20 protein-coding genes are annotated in these 19,812 nt (G+C 44.6%); 15 read left to right on the top strand and 5 right to left on the bottom strand.

Annotated elements, in window-relative coordinates:
- Positions 1-35: 35 nt before the first annotated feature.
- From OEV42_02170 to OEV42_02160, 3 genes are all read right to left on the bottom strand, one after another.
- Positions 36-638: a hypothetical protein gene (locus OEV42_02170; protein MDH3973061.1), complete on the bottom strand. Its 603-nt coding sequence runs from the start codon at positions 636-638 to the stop codon at positions 36-38.
- A 164-nt stretch (positions 639-802) separates the two neighbouring features.
- Positions 803-1,429 (bottom strand): endonuclease III, encoded by a 627-nt coding sequence (gene nth / locus OEV42_02165; GenBank protein MDH3973060.1) that lies wholly within the window; start codon positions 1,427-1,429, stop codon positions 803-805.
- Between the two features lie 14 nt (positions 1,430-1,443).
- Positions 1,444-2,220: a DUF481 domain-containing protein gene (locus OEV42_02160; protein MDH3973059.1), complete on the bottom strand. Its 777-nt coding sequence runs from the start codon at positions 2,218-2,220 to the stop codon at positions 1,444-1,446.
- 90 nt (positions 2,221-2,310) lie between these two features.
- Between OEV42_02160 and OEV42_02155 the strand changes: the two genes are divergently transcribed.
- The 3 genes from OEV42_02155 (at position 2,311) to OEV42_02145 (ending at position 3,659) form a co-directional block, all read left to right on the top strand.
- Positions 2,311-2,958: an HAD-IA family hydrolase gene (locus OEV42_02155; GenBank protein MDH3973058.1), complete on the top strand. Its 648-nt coding sequence runs from the start codon at positions 2,311-2,313 to the stop codon at positions 2,956-2,958.
- 117 nt (positions 2,959-3,075) lie between these two features.
- Complete coding sequence (locus OEV42_02150) at positions 3,076-3,282, top strand: AbrB/MazE/SpoVT family DNA-binding domain-containing protein (protein ID MDH3973057.1); 207 nt, start codon at positions 3,076-3,078, stop codon at positions 3,280-3,282.
- The gene (locus tag OEV42_02145; protein MDH3973056.1) at positions 3,279-3,659 is read left to right on the top strand and encodes a type II toxin-antitoxin system VapC family toxin; all 381 of its coding nucleotides are present in this window, start codon (positions 3,279-3,281) and stop codon (positions 3,657-3,659) included. The genes OEV42_02150 and OEV42_02145 overlap by 4 nt, the downstream gene beginning before the upstream one ends.
- 30 nt (positions 3,660-3,689) lie before the next feature.
- Here OEV42_02145 and OEV42_02140 read toward each other — a convergent pair whose 3' ends face one another.
- A complete protein-coding gene (locus OEV42_02140) occupies positions 3,690-4,397 on the bottom strand; it encodes a 16S rRNA (uracil(1498)-N(3))-methyltransferase (GenBank protein MDH3973055.1) in 708 nt (235 codons plus the stop codon).
- Positions 4,398-4,741: 344 nt separating this feature from the next.
- On the opposite strand from OEV42_02140, the gene OEV42_02135 reads away from it, so the two are divergent.
- The 3 genes from OEV42_02135 to lepB all read left to right on the top strand — a co-directional run bounded on the left by OEV42_02135 (position 4,742) and on the right by lepB (position 8,392).
- Positions 4,742-5,602, top strand: a complete 861-nt coding sequence (locus OEV42_02135) for a DMT family transporter (GenBank protein ID MDH3973054.1) — start codon at positions 4,742-4,744, stop codon at positions 5,600-5,602.
- 93 nt (positions 5,603-5,695) lie between these two features.
- Positions 5,696-7,534 (top strand): translation elongation factor 4, encoded by a 1,839-nt coding sequence (gene lepA, locus OEV42_02130; protein ID MDH3973053.1) that lies wholly within the window; start codon positions 5,696-5,698, stop codon positions 7,532-7,534.
- Positions 7,535-7,777: 243 nt separating this feature from the next.
- Entirely contained in the window at positions 7,778-8,392 is a 615-nt protein-coding gene (gene lepB, locus OEV42_02125) for a signal peptidase I (GenBank protein MDH3973052.1), read from the top strand.
- A gap of 141 nt (positions 8,393-8,533) precedes the next feature.
- Here lepB and OEV42_02120 read toward each other — a convergent pair whose 3' ends face one another.
- Positions 8,534-9,544, bottom strand: coding sequence for a PQQ-binding-like beta-propeller repeat protein (locus OEV42_02120; GenBank protein ID MDH3973051.1), 1,011 nt, complete (start codon positions 9,542-9,544; stop codon positions 8,534-8,536).
- A gap of 343 nt (positions 9,545-9,887) precedes the next feature.
- Between OEV42_02120 and pyrR the strand changes: the two genes are divergently transcribed.
- From pyrR to OEV42_02075, 9 genes are read left to right on the top strand one after another with little or no spacing between them, the layout of a single operon-like run.
- On the top strand, positions 9,888-10,421 hold the full coding sequence (gene pyrR, locus OEV42_02115) for a bifunctional pyr operon transcriptional regulator/uracil phosphoribosyltransferase PyrR (protein ID MDH3973050.1): 534 nt from the start codon (positions 9,888-9,890) through the stop codon (positions 10,419-10,421).
- A 4-nt stretch (positions 10,422-10,425) separates the two neighbouring features.
- Positions 10,426-11,361, top strand: a complete 936-nt coding sequence (locus OEV42_02110; GenBank protein MDH3973049.1) for an aspartate carbamoyltransferase catalytic subunit — start codon at positions 10,426-10,428, stop codon at positions 11,359-11,361.
- Positions 11,358-12,647, top strand: a complete 1,290-nt coding sequence (locus OEV42_02105) for a dihydroorotase (protein ID MDH3973048.1) — start codon at positions 11,358-11,360, stop codon at positions 12,645-12,647. The genes OEV42_02110 and OEV42_02105 overlap by 4 nt, the downstream gene beginning before the upstream one ends.
- Positions 12,640-13,755 (top strand): glutamine-hydrolyzing carbamoyl-phosphate synthase small subunit, encoded by a 1,116-nt coding sequence (gene carA / locus OEV42_02100; protein ID MDH3973047.1) that lies wholly within the window; start codon positions 12,640-12,642, stop codon positions 13,753-13,755. The genes OEV42_02105 and carA overlap by 8 nt, the downstream gene beginning before the upstream one ends.
- A complete protein-coding gene (locus OEV42_02095; GenBank protein MDH3973046.1) occupies positions 13,752-14,351 on the top strand; it encodes a hypothetical protein in 600 nt (199 codons plus the stop codon). The genes carA and OEV42_02095 overlap by 4 nt, the downstream gene beginning before the upstream one ends.
- Positions 14,352-14,390: 39 nt before the next feature.
- Positions 14,391-17,633 carry a carbamoyl-phosphate synthase large subunit gene (gene carB / locus OEV42_02090; protein ID MDH3973045.1) on the top strand — a complete coding sequence of 1,081 codons (3,243 nt, stop codon included), beginning with the start codon at positions 14,391-14,393 and terminating at the stop codon, positions 17,631-17,633.
- 2 nt (positions 17,634-17,635) lie between these two features.
- Positions 17,636-18,112, top strand: coding sequence for a transcription elongation factor GreA (greA, locus tag OEV42_02085; GenBank protein ID MDH3973044.1), 477 nt, complete (start codon positions 17,636-17,638; stop codon positions 18,110-18,112).
- Positions 18,093-19,586 carry a transglutaminase-like domain-containing protein gene (locus tag OEV42_02080; GenBank protein ID MDH3973043.1) on the top strand — a complete coding sequence of 498 codons (1,494 nt, stop codon included), beginning with the start codon at positions 18,093-18,095 and terminating at the stop codon, positions 19,584-19,586. The genes greA and OEV42_02080 overlap by 20 nt, the downstream gene beginning before the upstream one ends.
- A gap of 15 nt (positions 19,587-19,601) precedes the next feature.
- Positions 19,602-19,805 (top strand): DUF1858 domain-containing protein, encoded by a 204-nt coding sequence (locus OEV42_02075; GenBank protein ID MDH3973042.1) that lies wholly within the window; start codon positions 19,602-19,604, stop codon positions 19,803-19,805.
- Positions 19,806-19,812: the final 7 nt, after the last annotated feature.

Raw genomic sequence — 19,812 nt, 5'->3', positions numbered from 1 at the left:
CCCCCTCCTTGATAAGGAGAGGCTGGGGGTTGAAACTACTTCCCCTTATCTCCAACAAAGCCATCCTTCTTGTCTGCAAAGAGGATGTTGAAAGTAGTCAAACTCCCGTAACTCCGGGTTATGTATTGCTGTATATCCACCTTTTCCTCATCGCTAAGTCCGTTGTGTGAATTAATCTTCTGCTCCAGTACCCTCAGGCGGTCTCTCACCATGACGATCTTGTGAAAAAAGGCATCCATGGGGATCGATTTTTCCTGTAAGCCTTCGGTACCGGGTTTTAGTATCATTTCACCGTCAACCCATTTATCTCCCAGCTTGACCTGGGTAATGCCGAGTGTTTCATCAAGTACTTCCTTCAATATATCTTTCAGTTCATCTTTATCCATTTCCAATACCTCCAGTTGTTCACTCATTTTCTTTAAAGTTCCACGCAAAATATACTTATCGCACATCTCGTCTTTGCAACTGATGAGTCCGTCAGCAGGTTTTTTACGGCACCGGCCTGTAAGAAGTCCTTTGGCCTCCTTTACGACCACATAATATTCACATCTGCCGCATATGGTTTCGTAGGGACAGATTTCTGTTATATCTTCCGGTGCTTCGAGACAATCTTCTACATCTGGACAGGGAGTTTTCATTTTCTATTCCTTAATAAATGTATGAGATTAAAATATCATATCACCACAAAGGCACAAAGGTCACAAAGTTGTTCATTTATTTTGATTTTTTAAGAGGCTTTATCCTAAAAATAAAAATCTTTTCTTTTTGTTCTTAGTGTCTTTGAGGTTAAAAAATATTCTATTTAATTCCCTTTTTCCGGCCAGTCGCATTCATCATAAATTACACACTCACTGCACAGAGGCTTTCTTGCCTTGCACACCCTGCGGCCATGGAGGATAAGGGCTGTTGCAAACCTGCTCCAGCTATCTTTGGGAATAGCCGCCATAAGGTCTTGTTCTATGATGTCGGGATTTTTTGATTTAGTGAGACCGAGGCGGTTACTTAAACGGATGACATGAGTGTCGACAGGGATGGCCTGCTTACCGTATGCACCTGCCAGGATGACATTTGCTGTTTTACGGCCCACACCGGGAAGCTTTACAAGCTTCTCCATTGTTTGTGGGATTTCTCCACCAAAATCGTTAAGAATCATAGTGCAGCAGTTAATAATGGATTTTGTCTTGTTCTTAAAAAAGCCGGTCTGCCTGATTTCTTCTTCCAATGTTTCAGGAATTGCCCTGGCGTAATCTTCGGCACTTTTGTACTTTTTAAAGAGCGGCCTGGTTACCATATTGACACGCTTATCCGTACACTGGGCCGACAATATGGTAGCAATGAGAAGCTCCAGGGGATTTGTGAAGTCCAGTTCTATTTCAGGTTCAGGATTACTATCAAGAAGTATTTGGGCGATTTTATTTCCGTCAGCCATCGCTTACAATATTCCTAAAAGTTAAGACTAATGCCATTGGTAATCTCAAGGTCATCTCTTTCGACACCTATGGGTGGTTCACTGTCGTAACGGTAGTTTATGTCGAAAGTGAAAGAGAGTTGCTTTGTGATGACGAAAGCGATTGTTCCATCAAAGAGGATGCGGTAATCATCGGGACCCTTCAGGCTTGGCTGATAGTAAGCGGTGGCTGAAAGGGATGCCTTTTCTTTTGCTTCCCATCTGAAGGAAAGGTAGTTGGTGGCACGGTAAAGCTTTTCCTCCTCATCAGGTGTGTAATCGATAACCTCTTCTTCCCACATCACTCCAAGACCGAGGAATAATCTGAGTTGGGATGTTTGATTTACTCCATTAAGTGCCCTGATACGTGCTCCGGTACCGATGAGCTTTCTGTCTTTAAGAAGGGTAAAGTCGTTATATTCTCTCTGTATAAAGAATTCACCCGCAAGAGGTTTGCTTGTCGCCATAATCCCCCTTATATGAGCAAAGCCCTTGTCCATGTATTCCTTCTTGTCTTTCTCTCCACGCTTGAAAGAGGCCGAAATGAAAGCATGATTGTTTTTTGTAATATGGTCAGAACGAAGCTTCAGCTTTCTGCTGGAAATATCCGTATTTCCTTCGCTATGGGTGAGGCTAAGTGATATGTTGTTGTATAGTCCCTCGTCACGGTCACTCTGTCTGATAGCCTCTATGTTTACCGTTGCGATTGCGTTTGTTTTGATTAAAAGGATCAGCAGAAGAGCAGATGGCAGTTTTAGTATGATGTTTTTCATGGGCTAAATGATAAGACATCAGACCCCAAAGGGCAACCCCTTTATCTCCTTTTTTCTTGACTCTCATAAAGTGATGGGTAATATGTAGCCATGTCCATTAAGCTTGTTATATTCGATCTCGACGGAACGCTTGTTGATTCCATTATAGACCTGACCCATGCCCTCAATTATGCGACTAAACCCTTTGGTATTCGAGAAAGATCCGTTGATGAAATGCGTGACCTTGTCGGTACGGGCATATCTATAGTCATAGATAAGGTGCTTGCTGAAAAGGGGGAGCTCAAGGAAAAAGTACTTGCCCGCTTTCTCGATTACTATTGGGAGCATCTTGTCGATTATACGCCGCTTTATCCGGGTGTAGAGGAAACTCTTCAGTCCCTTGAAGGATATAAAAAGGCGGTAGTAACGAACAAGCGCGAAAAGTTTGCCAAAAAAGGGCTTAATGAATTAGGTGTTGGCCATTACTTTGATGCCATCCTTGGAAGCGATAGCGTCGGTAAAAAGAAGCCTTCACCGGAGCCTATTCTTCACCTGCTTAAAATGTTTGATCTTGTTCCCGGGGAGGCCGTCATGGTTGGTGACAGTGAAATTGATATGGCGGCAGGAAAGGCCGCAGGGGTGAGAACGGTGGGTGTGACTTACGGCTACAGGGGAAGGAAGTCGCTTATTGATGCTGATTTTGTTATTGACGACTTACTGGAGCTATCAGGGCTGATAGAGCGTAGTTTGTCGGATTGATAATTTTACTATTATGAACACTCTTTATATTCTCCACTTTAAACGGTTTTTATTGACAGCAGGCTGTTTTTTCGATAGGCTTTAAGTAAAACGCAAGCCTTATCGATGGAGGTTGTTATGGAAACAGTAACCGTTTCACCTAAATTTCAGGTTGTTATTCCGCTCTCAGTCAGGGAGGCGCTGGACATCCATCCGGGAGAAAAAATTAAGGTCCTTCAGTATGAAAATCGAATTGAATATATTCCCATGAGGGATATGAAGGAGATGCGGGGATTTCTAAAGGGTATTGATACTACAGTAATTCGTGAGAAAGATCGCTTATGAACCTTGTTGATTCCTGTGGCTGGCTAGAGTATTTTGCAGACGGCCCTAATGCCGACTTCTTTGCTCCACATATCGAGAAAACGGAAAACCTGATAGTTCCTACCATTTGTATCCTGGAAGTGTTTAAGGTCGTTTTAAAACAGCGTAATGAAAATGCAGCCTTACAGGCAGTTGCCTTGATGGAACAGGGAAAAGTTGTAGCGTTGAGTGATTCTATTGCTATAAGTGCTGCACGATTAGGAATAGATAACAAACTTCCCCTTGCAGATAGTGTTATCCTCTCAACGGCACGTGTTAACCGTGCCGTTATCTGGACCCAGGATGCTGATTTTAAGGGGATTGATGGTATTGAATATATTGAAAAGAGCAAGTTGTAACTTTTATACAGTTAATGTTTTCAAATAACGTCAACTCAACTTTGAAAGCAGCACCGGAACAGCTGTTTCCACCCTCAGTATCCTTTCTCCCAGTGTAACCGTCTTAAATCCAATCTCCTCGAATGTTTCGACCTCTCTCGTAATAAATCCCCCTTCAGGCCCGATGGCCAGTGTTACTTTTTCCTGGGATCGCTCAGGAAAAGAATCGGATGCCACCGGATGAGCTACGAGGGGAAGGCTGCCTTTCATTAGCACAGGCAGTTCTTCTCTAATAAAAGGCGTGAAGAGCCTTCGAAGGTGTACTTGCGGCAGGATTGTGTCTTTTGCCTGTTCAAGACCGGCAATGAGGTGTTCGCGTATGTTGCCTTCTTCAAGTTTGGGGCTCAGCCAATAGCTCTTTTCCACACGCCATGAATTGATAATATACATATCCTTTACGCCCATTGAGGTCGCTGATTCAAGTACGCGGCTTAGCATTTTTGGACGGGGCAGGGCTATAATGAGAGTTACCGCAAGTGGGGGAGGGGGATCGGAATGGAGATTAAGCTCCATGTCAAGAAAGCCATTCTCTATGGTCGTAACCCGTCCTTTACCCATTTTTCCATTTAAAAGACCTACCGTCAGTTCGTCTCCTTTAGTCGCTTTAAATACCTCTTTTGCATGTTTGAGAGCCCTGCCTCTAAGACGAACTCTGCTTTTGCCGGCATAGTCTTTTTCTTCTATGAGTATGAGGTTCATGGTTGCATGATTTTATGATGATAATGCGCTCATTGCAATAGGGATTTGAAATGTGTAAAGATTGATTTGAATGAATAGACACAGATTTACACTGATTTTTTATGATAAATATAAAAAATATTGGCAGCCTATTAATGTCATTTCGACCTCAGGGAGAAATCTTTATCTTATTTTACGGTTTAAGAGAAAAATATTTATCGCTACAATTTCCTAAGTCTGTCAGACTCCTAGCTCGAAAAGACAAACCTTTAGAGTTTTTTGATAATCATGATTTCTCATAATCATAATAAAATCAGTGTCAATCTGTGTCCAAATAGCTTTTATATTGTTACTGAGGTAAATCCTTGCTCTGGTTTTTTCTATCATTACTGACGGCGCTGGCTGTCGCTACATCGGATGCCCTTTCCAAGATTGCTCTCAAAGATTGTGATGCAGAGACCATTGCCTGGGTAAGGTGGGCTTTTGCCCTCCCTTTTCTTCTGTGCTTTCTCCCATTTATTGAAATTCCTGAGCTTGACCGGCAATTCTGGTTTATTGTTTTTATTGCCCTGCCCCTGGAAATAACAGCCATTATTTTATACATGAAGGCAATCAAAGTCTCTCCCTTATCTCTTACCATCCCTTTTCTTGCTCTTACGCCCGTCTTTTTAATTATTACCTCATTTGTCTTTCTTGGCGAGTTTCCCGACAGTTCAGGTATAGCCGGTATTATGTTTATTGCGACAGGCGCCTACCTCTTGAATGTAGAGAAATTCAGGGAGGGAATCTGGGCGCCACTAAAGGCTATCAACAATGAAAAAGGCTCTAAATTAATAATACTTGTAGCATTAATCTATAGTATTACTTCAAATCTTGGAAAGATGGCCATTCTACACTCTTCGCCACTTTTTTTCGCCATATCCTATACTTTCCTCCTTACTCTTTTTCTTGCTCCCTTTGTCTGGTCGAGGAGAAGAAAAGAGGGGGTGCTTTTCAAGGTAAAACCTCTTTTGTTTGTCATGATCGGACTTGCTTATGCCGTGATGCTCATCTGTCATTTCTGGGCAATTTCACTCATCGAGGTGGCTTACATGATCTCCATAAAAAGAACGAGTATGATCTTCAGCGTCATCTACGGCTGGCTACTTTTCCGGGAAGAGAATATGAGACAGCGGCTGCTTGGAAGCTCCGTTATGGCAGCCGGTGTTGCTCTTATTCTGCTATGAGGATGCAATATTGAAGAAAGCTTTTTCCTTTGACAAATGAGGCTTATTTAAGATAATCTTTAACGTTTTACAGGGCATTTTTACTTCCTTGAAATGCATCCAAAAATATACCATAAAGACAGGAAAACATTCTTGAGCAAACAGGAACGAATTCGAAACTTCTCCATCATCGCCCATATTGATCACGGTAAGTCGACCCTGGCCGACCGTCTTCTGGAAGTAACAGGAACGGTAACGAAGCGGGAGATGAAGGAGCAGCTTCTCGACAAGATGGACCTTGAAAGGGAGCGTGGTATCACAATCAAGGCCCAGCCTGTAAGACTTACTTACAAAGCAAAAGATGGTAATGAATATACCTTAAACCTTATCGATACACCGGGCCATGTTGATTTTGGTTATGAAGTGTCGAGGAGCCTCTCCGCCTGTGAAGGGGCGCTGCTCATTGTCGACGCATCACAGGGTGTAGAGGCGCAGACACTGGCCAACGTTTATCTCGCCCTCGATAATGATCTTGAGATTATCCCCGTACTTAATAAGATCGATCTTCCGAGCGCGGATCCCGACAGGGTAAAAGCAGACATAGAGGAGATTATCGGTCTTGACGCTTCTGACGCCGTTTTGGCAAGCGCTAAGACGGGTCTCGGTACGGAAGATGTTCTCGAAGCGATCGTTAGCAGGATACCCGCGCCCGGGGGGGATGATGAAAAACAACTTAAAGCGCTTATCTTTGACTCATGGTATGACTCCTACCAGGGAGTAATCATGATGGTCCGGGTATTTAACGGGGTAGCAAAGAAGGGAACAAAGATAAATCTCATGGCAACGGATAAGACCTTCGAAATTATAGAAGTTGGCGCTTTTCATCCCAACATGCGCAAGATGGATTCACTCTCACCGGGTGAGGTTGGTTATGTTATTGCAGGTATCAAGGAACTCAACGACACCAAGATCGGTGATACCATTACCGATGCGGGTAATCCTACCGATGAGGCTTTTCCCGGGTTCAAGGAACTTAAACCGATGGTTTTTAGTGGTCTCTATCCCATCGATACGAACCAATATGAAGATTTAAGGGATGCCCTTGAAAAGCTTAAACTTAATGATTCTTCCTTTACCTATACACCGGAGACCTCCGTTGCCCTGGGTTTTGGTTTCAGGTGTGGATTTCTGGGCCTTCTCCACATGGAGATCATTCAGGAGAGGCTTGAAAGAGAGTTTGAACTTAGCCTTTTAAATACAGCACCCAGCGTTGCCTACAAGGTAACTATGGTCAAGGGTGATGTGCTGAGCATACAAAATCCCGTCGACCTTCCGCCAACACAGGAGATTCAGTACATCGAGGAGCCTTTTATTAATGCCAGCATCCATACCCCCAGTGAATTTGTCGGCTCTATCCTTTCTCTCTGCCAGGAGAGACGCGGTATTCAAAGAGATATTAAGTACCTAAGCAGTGACAGGGTTATTGTTGAGTATGAGCTTCCCCTCAATGAGGTTGTTATGGAGTTTTATGACAGGCTGAAATCCATGTCAAAGGGATACGCATCCTTAGATTATGAAATGGCCGATTTTAGACGTTCCAACCTGGTAAAGCTTGATATACTGATCAATGGTGATCCTGTTGATGCATTATCGCTGATAGTTCATAAAGATAAAGCCTTCTATCGTGGTAAAGACATTGCCGAAAAGATGAAGGAACTTATTCCAAGGCAGATGTTCGAAGTAGCCATACAGGCAGCTATCGGTACCAAGATTATTGCAAGGGCATCGGTGAAGGCCCTTAGAAAGAATGTAACTGCCAAGTGTTATGGTGGTGATATTACGAGAAAGAGAAAACTCTTGGAAAAGCAGAAAGAGGGCAAAAAAAGAATGAAACAGGTAGGCCGGGTAGAGGTTCCACAGGAGGCTTTTCTGGCAGCACTTAAGATTGACTGAGGAGTATTGATATAAATGAGTGAAAAGCATAAGGAAAAAACGGCAGCCAAGATCGTTAAAGAGGCTGAATCAGAGATAAAGCTCACAAAGAGCCTTATCAAGAGAAAAAAGAAGAAGCTCGATAACGAAAAGATCAAGCTTCTTGAAACGGACATTATGGCCCTTGAAAATACCATAGCCCGTGGTGATCTCAAGGATATTCTCGCCAAGGAAGAGCGCCTTGTAAAGGCGAGAGACCGCTCCATGCCCTTTCTTAATAAATCGGTAGTCAGGGAATATGCCGAAGCCATTGCCATTGCTATTGTTCTGGCCCTATTTATAAGGACCTTTGTTGTGCAGGCCTTCAAGATTCCTTCCGGTTCCATGGAGGACACGCTTCTTGTGGGAGATCATTTGCTGGTTAACAAATTTATTTACGGCGTCAAGATACCTTTTGTTAACAAGAATATTATCGATGTAAAGGAGCCTGCCAGGGGGGACATTATTGTTTTCCGCTACCCTGAAGATAAGAGTAAAGACTTTATCAAGAGAGTCATCGGTGTTGGTGGAGACAAGATCGAGGTCAAGAAAAAGCAGGTTTATGTCAATGATAAACCGGTAGAAGAACCTTATGCAGTCTTCAAGGCGGGTGAAACCTCCTTTTTCGGCTTTCAGAAGGGGAGAAATTTCGGTCCCGTTGTCGTACCCGATGGGAATGTCTTTGTCATGGGTGATAACAGAGATAACAGCCATGACAGCCGTTTCTGGGGAACGGTAGAAATCAGCGAGATAAAAGGGAAGGCCTTTATTCTTTACTGGTCGTGGGATAGGGATAATAAGGGGATACGCTTTAGCAGGATTGGTAATTTGATTCGCTGATAACAAGATTTTTAGACAGAGGAACTGTCAAGAATCAAATCCCTCCTAACCTCCCTTTGCTAAAGGGAGGGACTATATTTCCCCCTTTGAAAAAGGGGGGGGGTAATGAACGTAAGCTTTTGGACTCACCATAATAATCTTTCACCCAAAAGCATGTATCTTCTCATCCCAACTTCCAAAATAAATCATCCCGTCGGCAATAACCGCTTCTGATTCGATCAGTTCTCCTACCTTGATTGTCCAGAGGGTTTCCCCATTTTCAATATTAAGGGCATATACAGTGCCGTTTTCACTCCCGATGTAAACCATTTTTCCTGCAATTGAAGCACAGGAGTAAAGGGTATGGCCTGACATAAATCTCCAGAGAGCTTCTCCAGTCTTTCCGTCAAGGCAGTGTATAATCCCGTCAACAGAACCGATGATGGCATAATCTTTATTTACAGCGGCAGAGGATATGATCTTGGCCCTGCAGTCGGACTTCCAGAACTCTTCTCCCGATGTACCATGAAGAGCATAAAATACAGCATCATTACTTCCAAAATAGACAATTCCTTCATAGACTGCCGGTGTGGACATAACGTATCCATCTGTCGGGAAACGCCATTTTTCTGTACCCTTATTGCAGTCGATGGCATAGAGATTCCCATCCCAACTGCCGAAGTACAATGTATGATTATCGAGAGCCGGCGATGAATCGATCTCTCCATTGCTCTCGAATCGCCACAGCTCACTTCCGTCATTGGCGTTAAGGGCGTAGAAATTACCGTCCAGGCTGCCGAAATAGACTTTCCCATCATGGACAAGAGGAGATGATTTAATCGCGCCGTCAGTCTTGAATTTCCACTTTTCAGAACCGTCCGCCAGATTAATGGCGTAAAGATATTCATCGAGGCTGCCCACAAAGAGAATGCCATCGCTGATTGCAGGAGTAGATTTAATCCTCTCCCCCGTTTCAAAAGCCCAGAGCTTTTCCCCCGTCTTACCGTTAAGGGCGTAAATATGGTAGTCATTGCTGCCGCAATAGACAATACCCTCTTTTACGATAGGAGATGTCTGTATGATGCCGTCAGCCGTAAAAGACCATTTTTCTTCAGGTGGCGCTGTGAGTGTTGAATCATATACTCCCGATCTCTTTAGGTTGTTTCTGAACATGTTTTATCCTCGTTTCTTTATTTGGGCAGCTTATTATAGCACATGATTCCCAATAGGGAAGGGGGATTGGTAATCGCAGGAAACCAATAATAATTCAAACGTAGGGGCAGACCCCCGTGTCTGCCCTTATTCAAAAAAGTACAAAACCAACGGGATTTACTATTGACTGGAAGCGCCTGCTCATATAGAATTAGTTCTCAAAAAAACAGAACATAAATGACGAACCTTTAAGTTAATCCAGAGAGATTAATAAGGTAAAAAAGATGGTATTTTTTCAAAAGAAAATTTCAGGGAACCTCTCTATCCAACCGATAGAGAGGTTTTTTTTAGGGGCTAATCTGTGATGACAAAACGATTGAACATTCAAGATAGTGCCGGTGTTAACAGGGCGATTACCAGAATATCTCACGAGATTATTGAGGCCAACAAAGGGGTTCATAATCTGGCTCTTGTCGGTATCAGGAGTGGAGGAGTGATTCTCTCTCAGCTTATCGCCGAAAAGATTAAAGAGATCGAAGGTATTGAAATACCGGTCGGAATTATCGATATAACGCTTTATCGTGATGATCTCTCCGTCGGTACACATCACCCTACTCTTAGAAGTACGGAAATCGACTTCTCCATTGATGACAGGATTATCGTTCTTGTTGATGATGTTTTGTATACGGGGAGAACGGTGAGGGCGGCCATGGATGAACTCATCGATTTCGGCAGACCCAAGATGATAAAGCTTGCCGTACTCGTCGACAGGGGGCACAGGGAGCTTCCTATTAAGGCTGATTTTGTAGGTAAGAATATTCCCACATCAAGAAACGACGTTATAAAAGCAAGGCTCGATGGTGAGCTGGCTGTAGACATTATTAAATCCATAGGGTGATTCTTTGCAACTGAAAAGAAAAGATATTCTCGCTATTAGCGATCTTGATAAGGAAGAAATCGAGTTTATTCTCGATACGGCCCAGTCACTGGTTGAGGTTTCTGAAAGGGATATCAAGAAAGTACCTGCTCTGAGAGGTAAAACGGTAATCAATCTCTTCTTTGAACCGAGTACGAGAACAAGAACCTCCTTTGAAATAGCCGGAAAGAGGATGAGCGCCGATGTTATCAATATTTCCGGTTCCACGAGCAGCACAACAAAGGGAGAGACACTCGTTGATACGGCCAAAAACCTGGAGTCCATGGCCCCCGATATTATTGTGGTCAGGCACGCTTCGTCAGGGGCTCCCGCCAAGATAGCAGAGGTAGTCAAATCATCGGTTATCAACGCAGGCGATGGCTGCCATGAGCATCCGAGCCAGTCTCTCCTGGATATGCTCACAATCAGGCAGAAGAAGGGAAAGATAGAAGGGCTTCGCGTTGCCATTATTGGTGATATATCGCACAGCAGGGTAGCGAGATCCAATATTTACGGTCTAAGGAAGATGGGTGCCAGTGTCGTTGTTGCAGGTTTTCCCACCATGATTCCCGTCGGTATTGAAAAGATGGGTGTTGATGTGGCTTATACCATTGAAGAGGCAATGGATGGTGCTGATGTTATCATGATGCTTAGAATTCAGAAAGAGAGAATGGATGGAGCCCTTTTTCCCACAGATCGGGAGTATTCCATTATGTTCGGGCTTAATCTCAAAAGGCTTGAAAGGGCGAAAAAGGACGTCCTAATCATGCATCCCGGCCCTATCAACCGGGGTGTTGAGATTGCACCTGAAGTGGCTGACGGCCCCTATTCGGTTATTCTTAATCAGGTTTCCAACGGCGTTGCCCTAAGGATGGCTCTTTTGTACCTTCTTTCAGGCTCTCAGCAGGGAGGGAACATATGAAGAGGCTCATACGCGGCGGCAGAGTGATCGATCCTTCGCAGAACCTGGATGGTGATTTTGATGTTCTTATTAAAGATGGAACGATTGAGGATATCGTCCCTGGCGGCTCGGTAAAAGATAATGCTTATGAAGTGATCGATGCTAAAGGCCTTACCGTCATCGCCGGCATTATCGATATACATACTCACCTGAGGGACCCGGGATACGAATATAAAGAGGACATTGAAAGCGGGACACTGGCTGCTGCTGCCGGTGGTGTAACGGCCATTGCCTGCATGGCGAATACTCTTCCCGTCAATGATAATGCCTCCGTCACGGAATCGATCATGAAGAAGGTAAAAGAGGTGGGTCATGTTAAAGTCTATCCCATCGGCGCTTTATCGAAGGGTCTCAAAGGGGAATCCCTTGCTGAGATTGCTTCCATGCAAAAAGCGGGCATTGTAGCTATCTCCGATGATGGACTGACGGTGCGCAATGCGGAGGTCATGCGAAATGGACTTGAGTATGCACGGGGGCTTGATCTGACCGTCATATCCCATGCCGAAGATCCTGATCTTGCCTGTCATGGTTCCATGAATGAAGGTTACACTTCGACTATAATGGGGCTTAAGGGAATACCCAATGCCTGTGAAGACGTTATCGTCATGCGTGATATTGCATTGGCCGAACTGACAGGGGCGAAGCTCCATATTGCCCATATCAGTACGGAAGGGGCCGTTTCTCTTGTCAGGGAGGCCCGGAAGCGGGGTGTCAAGGTAACGGCGGAAGCGGCGCCTCACCACTTCACATTAAATGAAGAGTCGGTAAAGGGATACAATACAGACGCTAAAATGAATCCACCGCTGAGAAACAGTAAAGATGTTGACGCCATCAGAAAGGGTCTGAAGGATGGCACTATCGATACAATAGCTACGGATCATGCGCCTCATTCGACGATAGAAAAGGATGTCGAGTTTGAGTATGCTGCTAACGGTATTATCGGTCTCGAAACGCTTCTGCCGCTCACACTGCGACTGGTTGATGAAGGGGTACTGACTCTTAGCGAAGCCGTGTGCAAGATGACAGTAAATCCTTCAAAGGTCATTGGCGTCGATGGGGGAACCCTGCAAAAGGGAGCTGCAGCCGATGTAACCATATTCGACCCTAATGTGGAATTTGAAGTAGAAAGAGAAAAAATGAAATCAAAAAGTAAGAATACGCCCTTTCATGGCTGGACCTTGAAAGGAAGGGCCGTATATACAATCGTTAACGGAAAAACTGTTTATAAAGGTGAAGGCTATGAATAAGGCCATATTGGCTCTTGCAGATGGAACGATTTTTAAGGGGGAATCCTTTGGTGCCGGCGGTGAGGCTGCCGGTGAAGTATGTTTTAATACATCCATGACGGGCTACCAGGAGATTATTACAGACCCCTCCTACCGGGGACAGCTTGTAAATATGACCTACACCCAGATGGGAAACTACGGCATAAATGAAGAGGATTATGAGTCTCGAAAACCCTATCTAAGCGGTTTTATTGTAAAGGAATATTTTGAGGTGCCCAGCAACTGGCGTTCGCAAAAAAGCCTCGGCCGGTTTCTTGCTGATCATAATATCGTGGCCATTGAAGGAATTGATACAAGGGCTCTTACAAGGCATATCAGGGATAAAGGGGCACAGCAGGGTATTATATCCACCGTCGATAGCGATATTGAAAGTCTCAAAAAGAAGGCTGCCGCACTTCCTTCCATCGTAGGCAAGGATCTGGTTAAAGAAGTAAGCTGCACTGAACCCTACAGCAGGGATGAAGGGGAGTGGAAGATAGCGACAGCTTACGACAAGGTGAGTGACTTCAAATATGATGTTGTCGCCTATGATTTTGGTATCAAGTTTAATATCATCCGATGCCTTACTGCCGCAGGCTGCCGCGTCAATGTTGTTCCTGCATCGACACCCTGGCAGGAAGTACTTGATATGAACCCTGACGGAATTTTTCTTTCCAACGGTCCCGGTGATCCCGAGCCAATTGGTTATGGAATCGAAAATGTTAAAAACCTGCTGGGCAAAAAGCCTATATTCGGTATCTGCCTGGGACATCAGATCCTTTCTCTTGCCCTTGGCGGTAAAACATATAAACTCAAGTTTGGTCACAGGGGCGGCAACCAGCCTGTTATGGACCTCTCAACAGGCAAGGTGGAAATCACATCCCAGAACCACGGCTTTGCTGTTGATTATGAGTCTCTGAAAGAAAAAGCCGAGCTTACTCATGTTAACCTTAATGATAAAACGGTAGAAGGAATTGCCTCAAAGGAGTTTCCTGCCTTTTCGGTGCAGTACCACCCCGAATCATCTCCCGGGCCCCATGATGCTTCTTATCTCTTCAAAAGGTTTACAAATATGATGGACAAAAAATGATTCAGGAACTTATAGATGAAGTTATAGACTATATCTCTGTCAGTGGCCGTGAAGAGGACGTAGCCGGCGCAAAGAAAGATTACTTCAGCCAGAGTGGAGGTATTTTCGGCGAAGAAGTAACCTATGACATGAGGATAGGTACTTTCCTCGAGTGGTATGCGCTTGACAGACGGAAGGGAGGCCAGTCGGTTGTTGATGAGTATGTGGAAAAAAATGATGATGCAGCGAAACGTGCAGAAATTATTAAGCTCAAAGAAGGTGTGAGGAGTATTTTTGAGATTTTGCGTGTATCAGGTGACAAGATCAGGCTTAAGGATTTATATAGCCGAAAGAAATATACCATCATGGTTCCCGAAGGGGGGAATCACTTCCAGGCTAAAAGCCTTCTTGAAACAAGGGTTTTTCCTAAAGACAAAAAGTATATAATATCACGATATTATATAATGCATCCGGCAAAAGTGAAAAAATTCATAATTTCAAAACTTAAGGAAGGCGCTGCAAAGGATGATCTTGAAAGCTCCATTAACATACTGGCAAATATGAGTCTCAGGTGGGAGAGATTTACTAAATATAGAATTGAAGAGATTTATAAATAAAACCTAAATTCTACTTTTAGGTTAAAAGGAGAACTGATCTTGCCGAAAAGGACTGATATAAAGAAAATTCTTATTATAGGAGCAGGCCCTATCGTTATCGGGCAGGCCTGTGAGTTTGATTATTCAGGGACACAGGCCTGTAAGGCCCTCAAAGAGGAGGGCTACGAGGTAATACTGCTCAACTCTAATCCGGCGACTATAATGACGGATCCTGATTTTGCCGACAGGACCTATATTGAGCCTGTTACGCCGGAAGTGGTGGAGATGATTATCGAAAGGGAGCGGCCTCATGCGCTTTTGCCGACTCTTGGAGGCCAGACGGCGCTTAATGTCTCCGTCAAGGTGGCTGAAAAAGGGGTTCTCGAAAAGTATGGTGTCGAACTGATCGGTGCAAGCCTCAAATCGATCAAGATGGCTGAGGACAGGGAAGAATTCAAGGAGGCCATGAAGAGAATCGGTCTTGAAATTCCCAAAAGCGGTTTTGCCCATTCCATTGATGAAGCCATGCTCATTGCAGCGGATATCGGATTTCCTGTTATTATCAGACCCTCTTTTACGCTCGGTGGAAGCGGTGGAAGTATTGCCTATAACAGCGAAGAGTATGAAGAGAAGGTGAAAGCCGGTCTTGAAGCAAGTCCTGTGACGGAAGTGCTGCTCGAAGAATCGATTATCGGTTGGAAAGAGTACGAACTGGAGGTCATGAGAGACAGTAAGGATAATGTTGTTATCATCTGTTCTATTGAAAACCTGGATCCAATGGGCGTTCATACCGGTGACAGTATTACCGTAGCGCCCGCCCAAACGCTGACCGATAAGGAGTATCAGGAACTAAGAGACGCCTCTATCAAGATCATCAGGGAAATCGGCGTTGCTACCGGTGGATCAAATGTTCAGTTTGCCGTCAATCCCGATAACGGCCGTATCTCCGTCATTGAAATGAATCCCAGGGTTTCGAGAAGTTCAGCGCTTGCCTCCAAGGCAACGGGCTTTCCTATTGCCAAGATAGCAGCAAAGCTTGCTGTCGGTTATACGCTCGATGAAATCCCCAACGATATTACGAAAGAAACACCGGCTTCATTCGAACCGACCATTGACTATGTGGTGGTTAAGTTCCCTCGTTTTGCCTTCGAAAAGTTCCCACAGGCAGACCAGACGCTCACCACACAGATGAAGTCTGTCGGTGAAGTCATGTCCATTGGAAGAACCTTCAAGGAGGCCCTGCAAAAATCATTGCGTTCCCTTGAAATAGATAGCTTTGGCTTTGAAAGCCAGCTCTTTTCGGAAGAAGAATTCAGGTCCGCTAATTTTAAGGTAAATAAGGAAATAATCACAAAAATCCGGGAAAAGCTCATCGTTCCCGGTTGTGAAAGGCTCTGGTTTGTGGCTGATGCCATGCGTGCCTGTATGGATATGGAAGAGATCTTTCATATGACGAAGATTGACCGCTGGTTTCTCTACAACATCAAGGAAATTGTCGATTTTGAAAGGGTGATCCTTGACAAGGGGCTCGAAACCGATATTCTTAAAAAAGGGAAGACTTTAGGCTTTTCCGATAAGAGGATAGGCTGGCTCACCAAAACCTGTGAAAAGGATGTGAGGGAGGCCAGGAAAAAGGCAGGCATCAGTGTTACCTATAAGACGGTCGATACCTGCGGCGCTGAATTCGAGGCCTACACGCCTTACCTTTATTCTACTTATGAGCAGGAAGATGAATCGAATGTAAGCGACAAAAAGAAGATCATCATCCTCGGTGGCGGACCCAACAGGATAGGGCAGGGGATAGAGTTTGATTACTGCTGTGTTCATGGTTCCTTTGCACTTGCCGAAGAAGGATTTGAGACCATTATGGTCAACTGTAATCCCGAAACAGTCAGTACCGACTATGATACATCGGACAGGCTCTATTTTGAGCCCCTCACTTATGAAGACGTCATGAATATAGTAGAGACGGAAAAGCCCGATGGTGTTATCGTTCAGTTTGGCGGACAGACACCTCTCAAACTGGCTCTGCCTTTATGGGAAAAGGGCGTACCTATTATAGGAACTTCACCCGATAGCATTGACAGGGCTGAAGACAGGGAGCGATTTAAGGACCTGCTCCATAAACTCGGTCTTAAGCAGCCTGATAACGGGACGGCGAGATCTGTTGCGGAAGCTGAAAAAATTGCCCGGGATATCGGTTATCCCGTAGTGGTAAGACCCTCTTACGTTCTTGGCGGCAGGGCTATGGAGATCGTTTATGACCTGGAGGGTTTGCAGAATTACATGCACACGGCCGTTATGGCCTCACCGGAGCACCCCGTACTGATAGACAAGTTCCTCAATGATGCAGTAGAGCTCGATGTTGATGCTCTTTGTGATGGCAGGGACGTTGTCATCGGAGGGATTATGGAGCATATTGAAGAAGCGGGCATTCATTCCGGTGACAGTGCCTGCTCTTTGCCTCCCTATACGGTTGATGATACAATTATTGATGAAATAAGGCGCCAGACAAAAGCGCTCGCCCTGGAACTTCAGGTTAAAGGACTCATGAATATCCAGTATGCCGTCAAGGAGTCCGATATTTACATTATTGAGGTTAATCCCAGGGCTTCCAGAACGGTTCCCTTTGTGAGTAAGGCCATCGGTGTGCCGCTTGCCAAGATCAGCGCCAAAGTTATGGCAGGAATGACACTCAAAGAACTGGGATTTACTGAAGAGGTGAAAACCGATTTTGTTTCTGTAAAAGAGGCCGTCTTCCCCTTTACAAAGTTCCCCGGTGTTGATACCATTTTAGGGCCGGAGATGCGTTCTACGGGTGAAGTAATGGGTATCGATAAGGAGTTCGGCAGGGCCTTTGCCAAGGCCCAAAAGGGAGCTGGTGTTCATCTGCCGACAAAAGGAAGGGTATTTGTCAGTGTAAAAAATAGTGATAAAGAATCCATTCTTGCCCTTGCTAAAGATCTTCATGAAAAAGATTTCGAAGTTGTTGCTACCAGGGGAACAGCCAGGTATCTTGAAAATGAAGGTATTCCCGTAACCTTCGTCAACAAGGTCAGTGAGGGGAGGCCTGACATTGTAGACAGGCTGAAAAGCTCTGAAATTGATATGGTTATTAATACGACTGTCGGCAAGGAATCGATTGCGGCGTCTTTTTCCATCAGGAGGACGGCGCTCTTAAAAAATATACCCTACTTTACGACTGTTGCCGGTGCAAAGTCGGCTGTTCGCGGCATTGTTGCCGCAGCTGAAGGGGGACTGGATGTTAAGACAATACAGGAATTTCACGAAAAGAGGAGTTAAACATGAGTGGCAGGGAGCCTATTACAGTAGAGGGGCATAAATCTCTACAGGAGGAACTCAAAAGATTAAAAAGTATCGAAAGACCCAAGGTAATTGAAGCTATTGCCGTTGCGAGAGAACATGGTGATCTTTCAGAAAATGCTGAGTATGATGCGGCTAAGGAAAAGCAGGGTTTTATTGAGGGAAGAATCAAGGAAATTGAAACCAAGCTACCGGCCTGTGATATTATCGATATCTCAAAACTGAGTGGCGACAAGGTCGTTTTCGGCGCGACCGTTACCCTTAGTGACGTTGATACCGATAAAGAGGTAACCTACAAGATTGTCGGGGTCGATGAAGCCGATGTAAAGACGGGAAAAATATCTATTCTATCGCCTATTGCAAGAGGGCTTATCGGTAAAAGCGTAGATGATGAAGTAAGTATTGCGACACCTTCGGGGAACAAAGAGTTTGAAATAATTGAAGTCTCCTTTATCTAGAAAGACTGCCCTTTTACTCTGCATTATAATCCTTCTCTCAGGGGCCTGCACAAAGAAAGAGCCTGAAAGGGCTCTGAGAGAAAAGAAGTTTATCTCTTCTGATAACATTTCCCATGAATGGCTGGGCGCATATTTCGAAGGTAAAAAAATCGGCCATGTACATACGGTGACCAGCGAGGGAAGCCTCGATGGAAGACCATCTGTTTCAGTAAAGAGCTACGCTGCCGTCGAAATTGATGTGGCAGGCGAAAAAAGCCGTACCGAGCTCGATCAGACAGGTTATGTCGATAATGAAGGACTGCTTGATTCTTTTGTTTACAGGCAGAACATCATGGGCCATGAGATGGTTATCAGGGGGGAGAGAGTAGATGATGAGCTTCTTGTAGAGATTGATTCGGGAAGTGAAAAGAGGAGAAAACGCTTTCCTTTCAGGGATGGGCTCTATACGGCGGGTCTTCTTAAAAGAGCCATACTTGAAAGGAAATTCGTAGAAGGGGACGAATTTGAGATAAAGGTCTTCCTTGAACCGCTTCTTTCAGTCCAGACCGTCAAGATAAAGGTCCTTTCTATAGAAAAGGGCTATGTTGGTGGTAAAGAGACGACTATTTACACCTTTGAAGAAAGTTTTAAGGGAATAAGAGGCAATATTACCCTCACTGCTGATGGCTTGACATTGGAAGAAGTTTCTCCAAACGGTTTCAAGCTTATCATGGAGGATGAAAAGGAGGCCAAAGCGGGAATTCAATCGCTTTCATTGACTGATCTCCTCCTGGCTTCAAGAATTGTAATCAAAAAACCTCTCAGTGATCCAAGGGGATTAAGAGCCATGTCCATCAGGCTTTCCAACATTCCTGAGAAGTTTCCCGTCATGAATGATGCTTATCAGGAGGTGAGCCTTTCAGGGAAGTCAGGTGACGGCCTTGAATACCTTTTTAAAATCAATGTAAAAGAGCCAAAAGATAAAGGTGTTGAGATTCCTGTCAAAGACAGACGATTTACTCTTTATCTCGCATCCGATCATGTAGTAAACTCTGACAATAAAAAAATTGCAAGAAAAGCTAAGGAGATTGTAGGGAAGGAAAAGTCAGCGCTGAGAGCGGGCAAACTCATCTATGACTGGGTTAATACTCATATAGACAAGAAGCTGATTGATACCGTTTCGGCCCTCGATACGCTTGAAAGCGGGGAAGGTGAGTGCCAGGCCCATTCCAATCTCTTTGCAGCCCTGGCGAGGGCCGCAGGTATACCGACAAGGATCATTTCAGGTCTCGTTTATTCAAAAGAGTTTGAAGGCTTCATGTATCATGCCTGGAATGAATTCTATGCAGGTGAGTGGATTGCCGTCGATACGACTCTTGGGGGCTTTCCTGCTGATGCAACGCATATTAAACTGGCCGAAGGAGGCCTGGAAGAGCAGTTAAAGATCATGGCACTGGTAGGTAAGGTGAGAGCAGAAGTTATAAATCAGAAATGAAGGTGATTAAGGATTATGGCTAAGATTACAGAAGCAACGAAAATCAATGAAATGATAAAGAAATACCCTGAAACGAGGGATGTCTTGAAGAAATATCAACTTGACTGTTTCGGTTGCATGGGTGCTGAACAGGAGAGTGTTAGAAATGCCGCCTGGTCTCATGGCCTTGATGTAGATGGTTTTGTTGAAGAACTTAATAAGGCTTTAGGCAAGAAATAAAGGTGCT

Source organism: Deltaproteobacteria bacterium, from assembly GCA_029860075.1.
Classification (GTDB): Bacteria; Desulfobacterota; JADFVX01; order JADFVX01; family JADFVX01; genus JAOUBX01.
The sequence above is the reverse complement of the archived record's forward strand: the minus strand, read 5'-3'. Positions and strand labels throughout refer to the sequence as shown.